The sequence below is a fragment of the Streptomyces sp. NBC_01384 genome, assembly GCF_045040035.1.
In the GTDB taxonomy this organism is placed as follows: Bacteria; Actinomycetota; Actinomycetes; order Streptomycetales; family Streptomycetaceae; genus Streptomyces.
This window is the reverse complement of record NZ_CP109559.1, coordinates 8,013,081-8,028,877: the sequence shown is the minus strand read 5'-3', so window position 1 is coordinate 8,028,877 and position 15,797 is coordinate 8,013,081. Positions and strand designations below refer to the sequence as shown.

At 68.2% G+C, this 15,797-nt stretch carries 23 protein-coding genes; 6 read left to right on the top strand and 17 right to left on the bottom strand.

Annotated features, from left to right (window positions below):
• Positions 1-7: 7 nt before the first annotated feature.
• The 4 genes from OG747_RS36685 to OG747_RS36670 form a co-directional block, all read right to left on the bottom strand.
• On the bottom strand, positions 8-1,627 hold the full coding sequence (locus OG747_RS36685) for a terminase (RefSeq protein WP_405883657.1): 1,620 nt from the start codon (positions 1,625-1,627) through the stop codon (positions 8-10).
• Positions 1,608-2,063 (bottom strand): hypothetical protein, encoded by a 456-nt coding sequence (locus OG747_RS36680; RefSeq protein WP_405883656.1) that lies wholly within the window; start codon positions 2,061-2,063, stop codon positions 1,608-1,610. Before OG747_RS36680 ends, OG747_RS36685 begins: the two co-directional genes overlap by 20 nt.
• A 201-nt stretch (positions 2,064-2,264) precedes the next feature.
• Positions 2,265-2,570 carry an HNH endonuclease gene (locus OG747_RS36675; protein WP_405883655.1) on the bottom strand — a complete coding sequence of 102 codons (306 nt, stop codon included), beginning with the start codon at positions 2,568-2,570 and terminating at the stop codon, positions 2,265-2,267.
• Between the two features lie 766 nt (positions 2,571-3,336).
• A complete protein-coding gene (locus OG747_RS36670; protein ID WP_405883654.1) occupies positions 3,337-6,555 on the bottom strand; it encodes a right-handed parallel beta-helix repeat-containing protein in 3,219 nt (1,072 codons plus the stop codon).
• A 73-nt stretch (positions 6,556-6,628) separates the two neighbouring features.
• On the opposite strand from OG747_RS36670, the gene OG747_RS36665 reads away from it, so the two are divergent.
• A complete protein-coding gene (locus tag OG747_RS36665) occupies positions 6,629-7,132 on the top strand; it encodes a hypothetical protein (protein WP_405883653.1) in 504 nt (167 codons plus the stop codon).
• A 3-nt stretch (positions 7,133-7,135) separates the two neighbouring features.
• Here OG747_RS36665 and OG747_RS36660 read toward each other — a convergent pair whose 3' ends face one another.
• The 13 genes from OG747_RS36660 to OG747_RS36600 form a co-directional block, all read right to left on the bottom strand.
• Positions 7,136-7,945: a glycoside hydrolase family 16 protein gene (locus tag OG747_RS36660; RefSeq protein WP_405883652.1), complete on the bottom strand. Its 810-nt coding sequence runs from the start codon at positions 7,943-7,945 to the stop codon at positions 7,136-7,138.
• A gap of 13 nt (positions 7,946-7,958) precedes the next feature.
• Positions 7,959-8,198: a hypothetical protein gene (locus tag OG747_RS36655; protein ID WP_405883651.1), complete on the bottom strand. Its 240-nt coding sequence runs from the start codon at positions 8,196-8,198 to the stop codon at positions 7,959-7,961.
• Positions 8,199-8,392: 194 nt separating this feature from the next.
• Positions 8,393-8,629 (bottom strand): DNA-binding protein, encoded by a 237-nt coding sequence (locus OG747_RS36650; RefSeq protein ID WP_405883650.1) that lies wholly within the window; start codon positions 8,627-8,629, stop codon positions 8,393-8,395.
• Positions 8,630-8,973: 344 nt separating this feature from the next.
• Complete coding sequence (locus tag OG747_RS36645) at positions 8,974-9,336, bottom strand: HIT family protein (protein WP_405883649.1); 363 nt, start codon at positions 9,334-9,336, stop codon at positions 8,974-8,976.
• Positions 9,333-10,040, bottom strand: coding sequence for a hypothetical protein (locus OG747_RS36640; protein ID WP_405883648.1), 708 nt, complete (start codon positions 10,038-10,040; stop codon positions 9,333-9,335). Before OG747_RS36640 ends, OG747_RS36645 begins: the two co-directional genes overlap by 4 nt.
• A 139-nt stretch (positions 10,041-10,179) precedes the next feature.
• Entirely contained in the window at positions 10,180-10,917 is a 738-nt protein-coding gene (locus OG747_RS36635; RefSeq protein ID WP_405883647.1) for a hypothetical protein, read from the bottom strand.
• 291 nt (positions 10,918-11,208) lie between these two features.
• A complete protein-coding gene (locus tag OG747_RS36630; protein WP_405883646.1) occupies positions 11,209-11,436 on the bottom strand; it encodes a hypothetical protein in 228 nt (75 codons plus the stop codon).
• Positions 11,433-11,930: a hypothetical protein gene (locus OG747_RS36625; RefSeq protein ID WP_405883645.1), complete on the bottom strand. Its 498-nt coding sequence runs from the start codon at positions 11,928-11,930 to the stop codon at positions 11,433-11,435. The genes OG747_RS36630 and OG747_RS36625 overlap by 4 nt, the downstream gene beginning before the upstream one ends.
• Entirely contained in the window at positions 11,927-12,226 is a 300-nt protein-coding gene (locus OG747_RS36620; RefSeq protein ID WP_405883644.1) for a hypothetical protein, read from the bottom strand. The genes OG747_RS36625 and OG747_RS36620 overlap by 4 nt, the downstream gene beginning before the upstream one ends.
• Positions 12,223-13,020 (bottom strand): YgjP-like metallopeptidase domain-containing protein, encoded by a 798-nt coding sequence (locus OG747_RS36615; RefSeq protein ID WP_405883643.1) that lies wholly within the window; start codon positions 13,018-13,020, stop codon positions 12,223-12,225. The genes OG747_RS36620 and OG747_RS36615 overlap by 4 nt, the downstream gene beginning before the upstream one ends.
• A gap of 5 nt (positions 13,021-13,025) precedes the next feature.
• Entirely contained in the window at positions 13,026-13,334 is a 309-nt protein-coding gene (locus OG747_RS36610; protein ID WP_405883642.1) for a hypothetical protein, read from the bottom strand.
• A 52-nt stretch (positions 13,335-13,386) separates the two neighbouring features.
• A complete protein-coding gene (locus OG747_RS36605) occupies positions 13,387-13,659 on the bottom strand; it encodes a hypothetical protein (protein WP_405883641.1) in 273 nt (90 codons plus the stop codon).
• Positions 13,660-13,730: 71 nt separating this feature from the next.
• Positions 13,731-14,006 carry a hypothetical protein gene (locus tag OG747_RS36600; RefSeq protein ID WP_405883640.1) on the bottom strand — a complete coding sequence of 92 codons (276 nt, stop codon included), beginning with the start codon at positions 14,004-14,006 and terminating at the stop codon, positions 13,731-13,733.
• Positions 14,007-14,163: 157 nt separating this feature from the next.
• Between OG747_RS36600 and OG747_RS36595 the strand changes: the two genes are divergently transcribed.
• The 5 genes from OG747_RS36595 to OG747_RS36575 are packed head-to-tail and all read left to right on the top strand — an operon-like array spanning position 14,164 to position 15,786.
• A complete protein-coding gene (locus OG747_RS36595; RefSeq protein ID WP_405883639.1) occupies positions 14,164-14,439 on the top strand; it encodes a hypothetical protein in 276 nt (91 codons plus the stop codon).
• On the top strand, positions 14,436-14,750 hold the full coding sequence (locus OG747_RS36590) for a hypothetical protein (protein ID WP_405883638.1): 315 nt from the start codon (positions 14,436-14,438) through the stop codon (positions 14,748-14,750). Before OG747_RS36595 ends, OG747_RS36590 begins: the two co-directional genes overlap by 4 nt.
• On the top strand, positions 14,747-15,073 hold the full coding sequence (locus OG747_RS36585) for a hypothetical protein (protein ID WP_405883637.1): 327 nt from the start codon (positions 14,747-14,749) through the stop codon (positions 15,071-15,073). The genes OG747_RS36590 and OG747_RS36585 overlap by 4 nt, the downstream gene beginning before the upstream one ends.
• Positions 15,070-15,528, top strand: coding sequence for a DUF6221 family protein (locus OG747_RS36580; protein WP_405883636.1), 459 nt, complete (start codon positions 15,070-15,072; stop codon positions 15,526-15,528). The genes OG747_RS36585 and OG747_RS36580 overlap by 4 nt, the downstream gene beginning before the upstream one ends.
• Before the next feature lie 54 nt (positions 15,529-15,582).
• Complete coding sequence (locus OG747_RS36575) at positions 15,583-15,786, top strand: hypothetical protein (RefSeq protein WP_405883635.1); 204 nt, start codon at positions 15,583-15,585, stop codon at positions 15,784-15,786.
• Positions 15,787-15,797: the final 11 nt, after the last annotated feature.

Genomic DNA, 15,797 nt, shown 5'->3' with positions numbered 1-15,797 from the left:
CCGTCCCTCATCGCATTACGGTCGTTTTCCGGGAGCGCGGCGGCTCGTTGCCGCCCGCCTTGATCGCGTCCCGCCGGGCTTCCCAGGACAGGCAGCCCGCCATGGAAAGGTCGATCTTTCGGGGCGAGTCGTGGCGGTCCTTCTGGATCACCCACATCGGTTTTCCCTCGTCGTCCTTCACTCCGGCGTTGCGCTTCACCGCGTTCGCGATGTGCCGGGCAAAGGCATCGCTGCCGTCGTGCGACAGCTCGCCGCCCGTCATGGCCGTCTTGTAGGCGCGCAGGGCGAACGCCATCTGGCGGCGCCGGTGCGTCCACCACTCGGTGACCACCTTGGGGCCGTACTTGCCGGCCCAGGCCGCGATGGTCTCCTCCCAGTAGGCCGGGTCCGCGTAGAGGCGTACTACCCGCCACGTCCGCATCGCCTCGTCCAGGACGGCGTTCACCTCGGCCTCGGGGACTTCCCAGGCCTCGGCTTCCTGCTTGTTCGCTGGCGACTCCCACACGCCGAGCACCCATTGGTGGCCCGTGTCGAGATGGGTCGCTACGAAGCCTGTTGAGTCGCTCCACTTCGAACCGTCGAAGCCGATCGCGATCGCTTCCTTGTCCGGAACGACGAAGCGCGAGTCCGCCAGCTCCCGCCAGCGATCCGGGTCGAACGCCTTCGCTGAGGCGGTCCCGGGCTGGTTCAGGAAGTACCTGCGGGCGTCCGCCGGATCGGTGTCCGGCTCCCGCATGTCGCTGGCGATCCGCTCGAGATCCATCCACTTCGCGGCGTCGCCGTACACGAACTCCAGTGCGGGCAGCAGCTGATCGTCATCGTGCAAGTCCTCGACGTGCGGGGCCTCACGGTGATCGAAGAGCAGACCGCCGTCGCGCACGCGCTCCGAGACGACCGCCTTGTGGTACTCGTGCGTCGCCTCAGCCACCGAGCTCTCGCCGACCGCGTACATCGTCGACGTCTCCAGCGACCATGGCTCCGCCGCCCGGCGCTTCACCAGGTTGCGGCGCACCGTCTTGTGCATGCTCTTCAGTTCAGGCAGCACGTACAGGTGCGTCTCGTCGAAGACCGCGAACGTCTCCTTACCGCCGTCCTTGGCCGCGCCCGACGACGTTGACGGGACGATTTCCCCGCCGCCCTCAAGGAAGATCCGAGACGAGGTCTGTGCGTTCCGGCCCAGGTCAATTCCGGGGAACTCGTCGCCGAAGTTCTCCACCAGGTGCTCGAGCATCGCCGTGACGTTGTCGTAGGTGTTCCCGGACTGATTCTCCTCCGTCGCCAGACAGCGAATGAACGGGTATACCTGCGACCGGCCCACCGGCTCACCGTTGGCGTCCCAGCCGTCGAAGCGGCACGGACCCAGTGCCTCGAAGCAGACCAGTGCCCCGGCCAGCTCGCTCTTGGCCCGGCCCTTCGGCCGCGACAGGAACGCGCGGTTCACACTGCGGCGACCGGTCAGGGGGTCCAGCCGGTACGCCTTCGCGATGAACTCGCCCATCTCGTCGTCGATGACCAACGGCTGGCCCTGCACGTCACCCGGTCCGTGGCACAGGTAGTGCTCGATCCACTCGATCGCGTCGAAGCCAAGGGAGACGAAGCGGTCCGGGTCAGTCCTCCGTCGAGCCATCGACGGCTCTCAGGATGCGGTCACGACGCGATGCCGAGCTGCGCGGCCGCGACACGCGGGAACCGCCACGCTGTTCCTCCTCGGCCTGGGCGACCGTCCAGCGCAGACGGATACGGTCCGCGGCTGTCGCACCGAGCGCGGCCTCGTTCAGGCGGATCTCGGAGAGAAGCTCCTTGCGAGGCTCCTCCCAGTACTGCTGCACCAACTCGGCCAGCATGTGCAGGCGCTGCCAGTCGGTGGCCACGAAGACCGTCGCCTGCGGGCTGGTGCGCCACGTCTCGTACCAGGCCATGGTGCGTGCGTCATAGGCGTTGCCCGGCAGCTCCGGCGTGGAGCCTTGCGGGCCTTCTGCGGGAAGGACCGTGGTCGCTGCGATGTCGGCGTTGCGCCGGCGCCGCTGGCTGGGGTCCTTGGGGGCGGGGCCGATACCGGCCATGGTTGATCACCTCTGGATGTGCCGTTGCGGCATCGTCCGCCAGCCATTGCGGCACGGCGGGGGGCTACAGAGTGTTAGCGAGCAGGTCTACCTTGAAGATCGTTTGCTTCCCCAGACCCGTACAGAATGCGATGTCCCTCCCCGTAGGTCCGAATCTCGTGATCCTTTGACCCTTCGCCCCCTGGGTTGGGACGCGCGAAGTCACGCAGCGTGATCCTGCTTGGAGCTGTTGCAGCCCAGGCAGCAGCAGCGGACGTTGGCCAGGGTGTGCTCGCCGTCCTTCGACAGCGGCACGACGTGGTCGACGGTCGGGCTGGTCGGATCGAACGGTGAGACGTCCGGATCCGTCGGCTGCTCGCACCGGTAGCAGACCCAGCCGTCACGCTCGAAGACCTGGAGTCGGTCGAACCGGTCGATGACTGACGCGCCGGCAAGCTCTGCTCGCTTCACCGCGTCGGTGCTCCAGTCGTAGCTGCCCGTGTGTGCGGCTGCTGGTCCGAACTGCACGAGGCGACGGCACGCTATGGAGCAGGTGGGCCTGCGGTCAGCCTTGTGCGGGCGCCGGATTGGGAGGCCGCATGCAGTGCACCAGGTGGGGACAGCAGCGTGCTGGTTGGGCTGGTACTGCTGGTTGTAGTGGGTGGAACACAGGCCCCGGGCTCGATGGGGATTGCTGCATCCGGGCAGCCTGCATGTACGTTGGACCATGTCGACCTGCTCTCATCAGGTTCGGCCACGCCCCGGGAGTGTTGGTAGCACTCGCCGGGGTCCTTGCTTCCATTGTCCCAGTTCAGGCGGTATTCGTCCTTGAACTCCCGTGCCAGGTTGGGGTGTTGTCAGTCACCCCGATGCGAGCTGGCGGGTTGGTCAGTGCAGGCCGAAGGTGCCGGGCTGCTCTCGCGCCGTGCTGCTGGCGTGGCAGAGGCCGCAGAGTCCGCGCCCGCGCTTGGGGTCGTTGTGGTCGAGCCCTCGTTCGATGAGGTCGCGCTTACTCAGCGGCCAGTGGTCTGCGTGCTCGCTGGGTCGGGCGCATGCGGAGTCTGGGTCGCTGCACTTGGGGCAGCCGGGGCAGACGCAGATGGGATCGCGGGCCAGGACTGCCGGCCGGAAGCGGGTCTCGTGTTCTCGTCCGTACCCGCGCTGTCTCGCTGTGCCGCGTCGTTGTTCCGCTTCGCGTCGATGGTCGTCGCACTTGCTGCCGCGATCGCTGAACTCTGGGCAGCCAGGTGTCGAGCAAACCCGCCAGCCTGTCCGTCTGGGCATGGCCGCCTCCTCACGCCGTGGTGCTGTCCGTGATGAGGCCGAGGTTGGCGAGCGCGGTGGCCATGGATGCGAGTGCGGCGTTGCCACCCTTGGCGCCGGCCACGGGCTGGCGGCCGACTGCTGCTGCTCCGAAGAATCCGACGGTCCCGAACATCCGCCACGCCCCGTTGACCTGGCCATCTTGCAGGGTGGTGTAGTAGCTGAACGTTTTGTTTCCCTGGATGGTCTGGTCGGTGGTGAGGTCGACGGCGTTGACGCTGTTGCCTGTAGACGTCAGGTTGAAGTTGGTGCCGGTGCCGAACAGCGTGTTGTTCAGGTAGGTGTTCGGGCCTTGCCCGGCGGCGAGTTCCTTGATCCCGTAGCCCTGTTGGGTGTGGGCGCCGTTGTACGGGTCGTAGTTCAGGCCGTCGTCGCCGCTGATGTTTCCGGCGAGGACGTTGCCCGCGCAGTTGACGGTGGCCCCGTTGATGGTGGCGCTGTCGAGGCCGATGCCGCCGTGCCCGTTGTTGATCACGACGTTGTCGGAGATCTGGCTGTAGGTGACGCCGCGGATGTCCAATGCGCCACCGAAACCACCCGGGCCGTTGTTGGCCGCGCACCCGGTGATGATGTTGTTTTTGACGTTGAGGTTGGTGCCGCCGTACAGCAGCAGGCCCTCGCCGAAGCACCTCAAGATCTCGTTGCCAGCCACCTGGACCCGCTTGCACACCCACTCGTTGACCACATTGAGCTGCAAGCCGATGGCGTAGGCGTCAGCGATGACGTTGCCTGCGACCACCGAGTCGGTGACTGCGGCCAGGAACAGGGCGGTGTAGTAGCCCTGCGTCGAAGGCGCGCCTGCGCACCGGTTGTTGAGGATCTGCAGGTCGCTGCACTGGCTGGCCGCGATGGCCTGGTAGCTGGAGCCGTCGCCGATAGCGTCAGGGGCGGTGATCATGTTGCCGGAGACGATGGTCCCGAAGGGCGGCTGTAGTCCGCCGAACGTCCACGCCACGAGGTCGATGCCGCGCAGGCCTGCCCGGTTCACCACGTTGTTGCTGATCGTGGTGCGGACGGCGGAGGGCAGGCGGATGGCGATGTCGTGGCCGCCGGAGCAGGCGTTGCCGATGATCTCGTTGTCCTCGGCGATGGCCTGCGAGAACTGCACCTTGTCCGCATGCCGGTAGGCGGTCGCCTTGGCGAAGGTGATCACGTTCCCGGCGATGGCTGTGACGTCGACGCGCTCGGTCCGCGGACCGTCCACGATCGAGTACCGGCCGCCGACCTGGAACTTCGTCCCGTCCGAGACGGTCGTCGTCAACGACGCGACCTCCAGCGCCGCACCGTTGGCCGTGAACACGGGGTACTGAGTCAGCTTCTGCCCCGTGTAGAGGGTGCCGATGCCGCCCGTGCAGCCCGTGAAGCTCGTGCCCGTCTTCCCCGTGTACGTCATCTGCTGGGCGCCCGCGCTGGACAGCACCGTGAACTGGCCGGCCGACGCGAACCCGGCCGTCGACGCGACGTTCACGGTGCCCGCGGGCAGCGCGACGGCATTGGACCCGGCGGCGACCTGCGTGGCCTGCTGCACCGGACCGCCGAACGGCAGCGTCCCGCCCGCGGTGAGGAACACCGCCGAGCCGTAGTTGTTCGAGCAGAGGTTCCCAGAGACCGTGTTGCGGGCGCCGCCCTCGATGGCGATCCCGTATCCGGCCTGCACGTCGTTCGGGATGCGCTGCACGTTGTCCGAGGAGGTGTTCCCGCTGATCGTGCAGTCGTCGCTGACGGTCATACAGATCCCGGCCCAGCCCGCCGAGGTGATCGTGTTCCCGGTGACCGCCATGTTCGATGAGCACCACAAGCCGACGCCCTGGTCGTAGGCGTGCCACAGCGCGTTCCCGGTGATCGTGCCGTAGGAGCAGCCGTCGGCCTGTGCGCCGCCTGCGAGGTTGTGGGTGCCGCAGCGGATGGGCGACTCCCACACGTTGTGGATGTTGCATCCCGCGATGCGGAAGCGGCGGCAGTTGAGGAGGTGGATGCCGTTTTGCTGGTCTTCCTCCGCCAGCGCCCGGCCGGCGACGGTGGCGTTGCCGGTCTGCCACGGGGTGATGTAGGCGCCGTTCGCGGCGTAGGGGCCGTATCCGTCGGAGAGCGTCCCGGCGGCGAAGCTGTAGGCGTTGGCGAGGTTCGTCGTGAAGGTGATCACGTCGTTCGCGGCACCGGCACCAGGCGTGATGCTCTGGATCGCAAGTTGCTGGTCCTGCCGGTTCGCCTCGCTACCACTGGAGACGGTGAGACCTCCGTTGAGGTTCAGCCGCTGGCCGACCACGTAGGCCGCGGCCGCTCCGTGGGCGATCTGGACGGACGGCTGGCCGGCTGTGGCGTTCGCGGCGAGCGGCGCGAGGGGGAAGAGCGTGTCGCGGCGGCCGTCGATGGACAGGCCTTCGATGGCGAAGTCCGTGCAGTCCGCCACGGTCAGGACGTTCGCCGCGCCGCGGTTCGGCGCCCCGATCATGTTCGCCGCGAGGGTGAGGACCGCGCCGCGCTCACCTCGCACGGTGAAGTTGGACAGGCCCTGGATGAGGATGCCCGTGGTGACGTATGTGCCTTGCGGCAGGTAGAGGGTGCCGCCCGCTGGCAGTGCGGCGATCGCGGAGGCAATGGCCGCTGTGTCGTTGACGGATCCGTCACCGATGGCGCCGTAGTCGCGGACGTTCGCGATCGGGTTCGCGGCCTTGGAGAGCTTGCCGTCGGCGTAGGTCTGCGCAGAGGTGAGGGCTGCGCTCGCGGCGCCTGCCTGGTCGAACGAGGCGATGGTCACAGATGAGAGCTGCGGGTTCGGGTAAGACCCGGTGAGCGCTCCGCCTGCTGGGCCGGACGGGGGGTGGCTCTGGCCGCTGCCGTCGGGTGCGCTGGTGGGCACGAGGGTCGACAGGTCGACGGTGGGTCCGGCTGCGGTGGGGATGTCGGTCCAGAAGGTGACGCGCTGCCCGCCTGCGGGCTGCAGGTCGACGTGCCACTTCCATCCGACGGGCAGGATTCCGGCGGCGTCGTTGGGGATGACCTGGACGGTGAACACGCCGTTGGTGTCGAAGGTGACGGGTCCGCCGCCGGGGTAGACGGCCTTGTGCGTGCTGTCGGTGAGGACTGCGGACGGGGTGAGGATGATGCGGCCGGTGAAGCCGCTGCCGCCGACTGCGCTGGGGATGTTGCCGGTGAGTGTGACCACAGGGGTGCCGGACGGGAAGGGCATTGCGTCCTCCCGTCTCATCACGATGTGGTCGTTGGCGTGTACGCCGTGTGTGTGGCCTGTCATCATGCGTCGCATGTCTGACGCGACCGATATGCCCGCTGCCCCGCCGATGCCCGAGAATCCGCCCGCTACGGGGAGGCGTTGGCCTCATCCGCTGGTGACCGGGCTTGTCGGCCTCGCGGTTGGTGCGGGCGTCGTTGGCTTGGTGTGGGGTTTGTCCGGCGGCGGGTCGAGCACACCGAAGACGTTCACGCTGCGCGGGGCGATGACGCTGACCAGTCCGACGCCGCTGGACTACGACCACAAGGCGTGCACCGGGTCGGGCGGTTACGACGACATCCGGCAGGGCTCCGCGGTAACGGTGTACGACGCTGCGGGGAAGGTCGTCTCGACGGGGGCGTTGGGTGCTGGCCGTTACGCCAGCGAGGATTCCACAGCCCCGTGCACCTTCTCTGTTGCAGTCCCCGGCGTGCCGGAGGGCTCGAAGTTCTACCAGGTCGAGGTCTCCCACCGGGGGAAGATCACCGTGTCGTCGGCGGAAGCGAAGGCGGGCGGGTTCGCCGCGTCGCTGGGCTGAGGCTCAGCTCCAGGACCAGCCCTTGACGTACTCAATGTCCATCTGGGCCGAGCTGTTGAGGGCGGCGCGGTCGCCGTTGAGAGCGGACTCGTTCTGGATGTCCCAGCTAGCCGCGGTGTTCGGCACGTGGTCAGTGCTGGTGCCCACGGTGCGGCCGTCGAGGATGAAAGAGACCCGGCCGCGCGTCCACTCGATCACCGAGGTGTGCCAGTCCGTCCAGCGTTTCCCGGTGTCGACGCCCATCTGCTGGCCGCAGTTGGAGGGGTGCGCGAACGCGGCGATCGTCTTGGTCCACTCAAGCTCGGGGAAGTCAATTTCGCTGCAGCCACCGTTCGTCACAGGCCACAGCAGGTGCGCCGACTTGTAGCCGACCTCGGCCTTCGAGACGCGCCACCGTTCCTCGTACCGCCCGTACCGCTGCCCCATCATCGCCTTGGGTACGACGGTCGCGGAGTGGACGCTGCCGCTGGCGCCGCGCCACAGGCGGATGTGGAGCTGCCCGCCGGAGATCCACAGGGTGGTCGCCGGGTCGTAGTAGCCGCCGACCGGGTAGTGGCGCTGCGTGGCCGTGTCTGGCCAGCCTGCCGGGTACGCCCACCAGTCCGCCCGCACGCTGCCGGTGAGGCCGCCACAGTACGCCTTCGGCGTGTCGTGGCTGTGATCGCAGTCCGTGAACCGGCCCTTCGCGACGGGGATGTTGAAGTAGTCCTCGAAGCGCAGGTTCCAGGTCGGGGCGGCTTCCGCGGTGGGCGCGGTGAGGCCGGCGAGCAGGAGCCCGGCGAGGAGTCCGGCGGTGGCGAGGATGCGGCGCATGACACCCCCAGGTCTACGACGTGGCGGCGCTGGGCGTGGGGTTCGGCGCGCTGGTCGAGACGATCGGTGTGGGTGTGTTGCTCACGGGCGCGCTGGACGGCGTGACGCTGGTGGACGGCGTCGGGGAGGTGGGCGGTTTGCTGGGGGTCGGCGTCGTGCTGCTGGGTGACGGGCTGGGGTTGTCGTGGGTGCAGGCGACGGGCCCGACGAGGAAGGCAGCGACGAATAGGGCGGTGACGATGGGGCGGCGCACGGGTCTCCTTGGCTGGTTGGCTGTCCCGCCGCCCGGCAGGGGCGCCAGGCGGCGGGACTTCGGGGCGCTGAGCAGACGCACCGGACTGGGGGTTGTTCGTCCGCCCCAGCCCCCCACTAGGACTGGGGCGGACGGTGGGGCCGAGCGCTGAGCGCTGCGAGGCCCGTCCTGCGCGACCACCGCGCGCAGGGGTCTCAGGCGGCGTGAGCGTGCCGCCGATATTTGATGGGTGGGGCCGGGGTTGGGGTGATGACCTCTCGGGTTTCCCTGTCGCGTTCGGCGGGGTCGATCTCCATGAGGTCGTATCGGGCGTTCTTTCCGTGGCCGTGGACGGTGATGCGTCCTTCGGATGCCCAGCGCCAGATGGTGCCGATCGGGCGTCCGGTCCAGTAGGCGACGTCGGCGGCGGTGGCGAGCGCAATGGAGGGCATGGTCACCTCCGGATACGACGAAGGCCACCCGGGCGGGGTGGCCTTAGCGCGAAAGTCGTGCGATCTAAGCAGATGATCGCTTCGCTCCTGGGTGCATGTCAAGTTCTTCGTGTGGCGCATGTCAAGAGGGGTGAAGGGCCTGCTCGCTCACGCTGCTGCTCCTGTCAGCCAAGCCCATGCGGCGGGTTCGAGGTCGGGGTCGTCGTCGGCGTTGTCGAACCATCCGTCGAGGCAGGGCTGGCAGAGGCGGACGACGTTGCCATTCCGGCAGGTCCATCGGGCGACGGGGGACCGTTCGTCTCGGCGGCCGTCGCGCCAGATGTGAGAGCAACAGTCGCAGAGCCTCACGCTGCACCCTTCTTGCCGCTGCGCCCGCTGTACCAAGGGAGCGCGAGGCCGTCATCGACTACGCGAGGCACAAGGTGGAGATGGAGGTGGAACACGGATTGCGTAGCTTCTCGTCCGCGCGAGGTGATCAGGTTCATCGGCCCCGGCATCTCGGCCGCAAGTTCCGCCGCTCGCCGCATCGTCAGGGCAGCCACCCCAGGATCCTCCGAGAAGTGCGCGACGTGCTGCTTGGGGATGACGAGGGTATGCCCGGCGACGACTGGGCCGAGCGGAACGATCGCCATGGCATCCTTCCACTCGATCCACACCTCGGCCGGGGCGCGACCGGCAACGATCTCGCAGAACGGGCACGCGCTCACGCCGCGACTCCTGCCACTTCGGCGAGCACCCGTTCTTGCGCGGCCCGGAGTTCCCGCCATTCCCCGAGCGTCTCCCACCGGCTGCCGCACGCCCCGCATCGGACGCGGTGGCTGGCCGCAGATGCGGTCAACGGCGCCGCGCACGGGCCGTCTTCGAGGTGCACAGGGCACGCCCCGATCTGGACGCGGCCGGGCCGCCGCTCGTTGTCGACGATGGCCTTGCACTCGCCGTGGAGCCGCCGCAGGTCGTCGATGTCCTGGCCGACCTCCTCGTAGGACGAGCACGCCCACAGGAGGTTGTTGGCGAGGAACTCGACGTGAACCGGCACGGCTTGGGCCGGGGAGCCGCGCCAGGGGGCGACCGTCCAGCCGAGGGCCTGCCGCCACGAGTCTTCGATCGCCTGCAGTCGGGCTGCGACGCCGCCGGGCCCGACGAGGTCGAGGACTTCCAGGCGGGGCGGGATGGGTGGGGTTTTGCTCCCCGAGCTGCCGCCGCCGGATCGCCGGGCGCCGCGCATCAGGGCTGCGGTCGTGTCCAGCTGCCGGAACAGGGCGGGCAGTTCGGCGATGCGGGCCGCCGTGACGTCCTCGCACGGCCGGCACGCCCATCGGCTGACTTCGGCGACCCAGAGGCGGCGGTTGCAGCGGGGAGTAACGCAGACCGGCCAGATGTAGCCGTCGTCGTCGGGGGTGTGGTCGTGCATGCTGCTGCTCCTCGGCGGTGGTACGGGAAGCGGGGGCACTACTGAGCCAATTGTGGCACTGAGGATTGACACCGCGGATCGATGGCACAGAAGGGCCCGCCCTATCCTTCAGGGCGGGCCAGTACGTGACGGCGCCGTATCAGCTCCCGTTGGCGATTTTCTCAGCGTCCTTGTCCGCCTTCGCCAGCGCCGTAAGGCAGTCGGCCGCATCCTTGCGTGTGGCCGCGTCAGGGGCGTCGGGACTGAGCCCATCCGAACCGAACTGCGTGATCGCCGCGTTACCGTCCCCGTTGTCCGACCGCCACGCCTCCAACAGATCCGTCGGCTCGTTGTCCGCAGTGAAGTAGGCGTCGGCCTTCTTGAACGCGTTCTGTTGCATGTCGAGGCCGACGACGGCCTTGTCGTACCAGGCGGTGTACTGCGGCGTACCGACCTTCGGCTCGCCCTCGGCGAGGAAGTCGCGGAAGTCCTGGTCCTCCTTCTCCAGGATCGCAGCTGCCTTCTTCCGGGCCTCGGCCGTGGACGGCTTCTTCGGTGCGTGGGTGGTCGCTGCTACGGCCGGCTCCTTGCTGGCGCTGGTGTGTGCCGGCTTCGCGGGGGCGGCCTTCGCCGGGGTGGGGGTGGGGCTGCTGCTGGCCGTCGTGGCATTGGTCTTGGCGCCGGTGGTCTTCGTGTCCGTCTTGCTGCCGCCGACGGCCGCGCCGATGGCTCCGAGGATGACGAACACGCCGATGATGCCGAGGCATCCGAGGCCCGCGATTTTGCCTGCGCCGAGCTTCTTCTTCGGTGGTTGCGGCTGGAACGGCGGGGTCCCATAGGGCTGCTGTGGTCCGGCCCATCCGGGCTGCTGTGGCGGGTAGGGCTGCTGGTCGCTCATGGTTCCCCTTGAGGGTCTTGCTGTTGGGTGCGAGGTGTGTGACTTGTAAAGGTGGCTGTGGGTTGCCTCTTACCGGTGAGTTTCACCTGATCGTGACAAACACCGGACGTGCCCCCTATAGGCGTCGACCTCATGACAAAGCCCCGTCGTGGCGGGGGCTTCGGCCATGCAAGGGTCAGGCCTCAGCCTGGCCGGTGAAGTGGTCCTCGACCGCACAGCCGCCTTCCGAGTGGAAGGGGCAGCAGTTGTCAGGGACGTCGTAGTCACCGAAGTCCTCGTAGTTGTCGTCGTTCACGGGGCTCCTCCTTCGTTGCCCGCCTGTGCGGCTCGGATCTCGTCGGCGTGCACGGTTTCGAAGTGCCACCACCGGCCGCCTTCCCACTGCATGACCCTCGCGGTGTCGGCGCCGGACCGGAGGGCGGTGCGGACGTGGTCGAAGGCTTTGGCTTCGCTGGTGTGCTCGGTCTCGTCGTGATGGTCGAGGATCACGCGCCACGGCTTACGGGGCTTGGCGGTCACGTCGGGAACACCTCCGGGTGGTCGGCCTTCCACTCGCCCCAGTTCATGCTGGGGTACTCCGTGTGCATGTGCTTGTCGCGGTCCATGACCTGTACGAGGGTGAGCGGGCCCACCTTGACGGTGTCGTACTGGCCGCCGCGGCTGCGAGGTGCCATCGGCACCCAGAACGGTCCGGATGTCCAGGTGTCGACCCGGTAGGACCAGTCGCCGTCACCCCACTTGTGGAAGATCCTCGTAACGGCGTCGACGTCGAGGGGGCGTGCTTCCAGCTTGCGCTTGTACCAGCTGTCGGCGCCGAAGAAGTAGACCTTGTACTGCTCGATGTAGCTGGCGAGTTGCCTCGCTTCGAGGTCGGTGGGGCGGGCTTCGGACTCGCGGTCGAAGGTAGCGATGTAGCGCCACGCCGGGTGGGCGCCGGTGACGGGGATGCGGAGCTCGGTGAGCGGGTCGTCGCGGTCGGCGTCGGTGCCGAACGGCCAGGCGGTGGTCTTCATCGGGTCTCCTTGCGTGTGGCCCACCGCTGCCACGCGGCGAGTCCGACGACGGCGGCTTTCTCGCGGGTGGGTTCGGTCTGGCTGGCGGTGGGGGCCAGATCTGCGAGCCACCACCGCCAGCCGTTGCGTCCGCTGCGGGATGCACCGCCATAGGACGGGGCGATGACGACCAGCACGGCGCCGGCGGATACGACGTGCCAGTGGCGGGTCTCCCGCCAGTCGGGGGCCTTCGCCAGCTCGGCGGCGGCGATGACAGCCTGGGCCTTGACGGCGGACAGGGGCCGGCCGGTGGTCACGATGCTGCCCTCCGGGCGACGTCGCCCATCCATACGTGGCGGCCTTCCTCGTGCAGGCGCCGCGCTTCTTCCTGGGCGCCTATCCGGGTCCGTTCGAAGGCCCGCCAGAACTCGGGTCCGTGCGGGCTGCCCGACCGAACCAGGGCGTGGGTGAGTTCGTGAATGAGTACGTGCCGGACTATCGGGACGGAGAGTTGGAGGGTCTGCCAGGCGATCCGGATGCTGTTCGTGTGTCCGTCGTGGATACCCCAGCGTTTCCGCCCGATGTCTGCGACGCTCACCGACGGCATGGGCTGGCCCGGCGCCATGCGCGCCCACCAGTACGGTGCTTCGGCTTCCTGGTTGAGCCAGGCGGTGCCTTCGCGGGTGTACCAGTCGATGAACGGTTTCGCGCCCTGCGGGACTACGTCGTGGCGCAGTTGCATCCACCAGTGCCCATCGGTGACCCGCTCCAGGGGGGCGATAGCACTGTCGACAATGCGCAGGCGGGCGGACCGCCCCAGCCACAGGAACCCGGAACCGTTGACGAGTTCCTTGACCGGATGGTCGGGAACGCACTCGCGGGCCTTCACCAGCATCGCGCCGAGCCTGTGACTGTTCTTGACGAGCAGCGTGACTACTTCCTCGGGGCGGGCGTCAGCGGGTACATGCAGGGTGACGCCGGGGTCGCCGGGCTTCATGGTCATACCGAGGGACTTCCTACGAGTGCTGACCTTCACGTCATGGATGTGCTTGGTGAACCGTCCGTGGCTCGTGATAGCGGAGCGGACGTCCTGAGCAAGCTGCGCAGTCATGGAGGTCACTCCCCGTCGGGTCCGTCGTAGTCGTCGCCGTAGTCCTTGATCGACTCAGGGCGCGGGATGAGAGCAGGCGCGTGGGGATCGTCGGGTGCGGCCCAGATCATGCGCACCTTGCAGCCCTCAGTGATCTCCGGCATGTAGCGGGGCTCATCGGCAGGCCAGGCATCGGGCCAGGCGCCGGTGAATCCGCCCGCCTCATTGACCATCTGGTTCGCTGGCGGCCAGAACGCTTTCGGCTCCCATCGGGTCCGGCCGTCCCAGGGGCCGCCGATGTAGGTGATCTCGCGCTCGATGTCGGGGTTGGGCATGGGGGGCCTTCCTCTGGTCATGGATCGGGCTGTCGAGCAGGGCGCGACGGGGTCAGAATCCGCCGCCGGGGAACGTCGGCGTAGGCGCCGGTCCGGGCCGGATCGTGATGGCGGCACCCCCGAACTCCAGCGCGGCGAACCCTTCGTTGTCGGCCATGTTGCGGGCGTTCGCGGTCAGTTCCATGAGCGGGCCGTGGTCGGCGTCCGTGATGACGCTGCCCTCGGCGCGGACCACCTCCCACACGATGTCCCGCAGTTCGCCGAGGGTGGTGCAGGTACGGCGGTCGGCGGGCTGGCCCTTGCGGACGATAGCGATGCGGTACATGGAGGTCTCCGTTCAAACGACGTGGGTGGTTCGGTGGTGAAGCCCAGCCGCGTAGGGCCGGGCGGGGTGGGTCAGATCAGGTAGCTGCCGGGGTTCGCGACGGCCTTGCAGTCGGCGAGCATCCAGCGGTCGAAACGCGAGGTGAGCTGGTTGCGGCGGGCCTTGTCGATGGCGTCCATACGGCGCTCCAGCTCGTCCATGAGCCAGCCGCGGAGGATGGTGACCTCGCGAGTGGGGGCCTGGTCGTTGGTGGCCATCCACGTCTCGACGATTAGCTTGTCGCTCTGGGCTCGCAGCGATGCGCGGGCGATCTTCTCGGACTCGATGACTCGCTGCTGAGCGTTCATTTCCGTCTCCCCTGGCCTGTCGTCCTTGGTGATGACTCCACACTAGAGGCCAACTGTTGGCCATGCAAGAGGCCACCATGTTGGTCTCCGTGATTCTTTGATGCCGCCAACCCGGATGGCCTTCCTGTTGGCCAACGCGTTGTGCGAACATGACCCCATGGCCACCGACCACGAACCCAGCGACGAGAACCAGCGGGTCTACGCCCGCCACAAGCGCCACCACGAAGCCGCCAAGGCCGAGCTGGAGGAAGTCCGCACGCGCGCCGAGGCTGACCTGCTCGCCGGCTCCACGCCCGCCGAGCTCGCCAAACTCACGGGCCTGTCCGACGAGTTCTTCCGCCGCATCGCCCGCAAAGTCGGAGCCGAACGCAAGCGGGAACCCACCGTCGGCCGCGAAGTCGAAGCCAAGCGCGCCAGCGAGCCCGAAGCGTGACCCCGGACCAGTCGGCGATGGTCGCCTTCCTGCGCGACCGCTACACCGACGAACTCGACACCGCGCGGTCGATGGCCCAGGCGTTCACCCTGGGCATGGGCAGAGACCTCGGGTTGCAGCCGGCCGACGCGGCGCATCAGGCCCGCAGCGGCATCCACTCCGCCGAAACCCGCGCCCGCTTCCTCGACGAGACGATCGTCCCCTACCTGGGCACGGCCGGCCCGACGGGCAGGATCGCCGACCATCAACTCCGGCTCCTCGCCTGGGAACACCAGGGGTCGCGCGGCTATCAGGAAGGATGGACGCCGTGACCAACAAGACTCCCGTCCCCGGCACGACCCGCTATCTCTGCCCGCTCGAATGCGGCTGGCACCACGACGTCCCGCCGCCCAGCCTCGACCGGATCGCCGAGTTGCACGTCACCGCCGACCCCGCCGCGCGGGACCTACGCGAGGCGATCGGCTCCGTGGCAACGCAGGCGCTGCTCCGGGAGGCTGAGCAGACGGAGGCGGCGCTGCGTGAGCATTTGGCGACGCACGCGACGGAGGAGTTCGTGCGGGTGATTCACGATCTGCGCGTTGAGGTGGCCGCACTGCGCGAGCGCCCGGTGAGCAGAGAGGAGAAGAACGCATGACCGACGACCTGCCCGAGTGGCTACGCACCCAACTCGACGAGGACGAGCGGATCGCGAAGGATGCGACGCCCGGCCCGTGGTGGCACAATCCGGGCAAGCAGTGGCTCGGCCCTGACGCGTTCGAGAAGTACGACCTACGCCAGGGCGAGGAGTTCGTGGGCTATGGAGGCCCGCATCCGTTCACTGGAGCTGTCGCATCGACTGGCCCGGCGAGCAACATGCAGGGAATGAAGGACGCCGCGTTCATCGCCGCGCATGATCCGGCTCGGGTGCTGCGGGAGATCGACGCCAAGCGGCAGATGATCGAGACCATCACGCGTAGGTATGAGGCCAGTAAGGCCAGCAGCACGTCTACGTCGTTGGGTGCCGAGTGGGTGGTGCGGGCCGACGTGCTGCGCCTGCTCGCGCTGCCGTATGCGGACCGGCCCGGCTACCGCGAGGAGTGGCGCCCGTAGCCCGCTTCCCGGATTCCGCCCCGTCTCCCCCACCCCGCCGGGCACACTGCCGTTATGGCGATCCGGGTGGGCGTGCAGGCGGACAGTGAGGACGAGTGCGCGGAAGGCCTCGCGCAGCTGGTCGACGCCGGGTTCGTACCGGTGATGCTGCCCCGGCTGCTGACCGACAACCGGTGGATGGCCCGCGCAGTCCCCGCCCGCACGACGAAGGCCCCGGCCGGGGATGACCACGGTCGGGGCCCTGGCGTATCCGGCTGACGAGGTCGGCC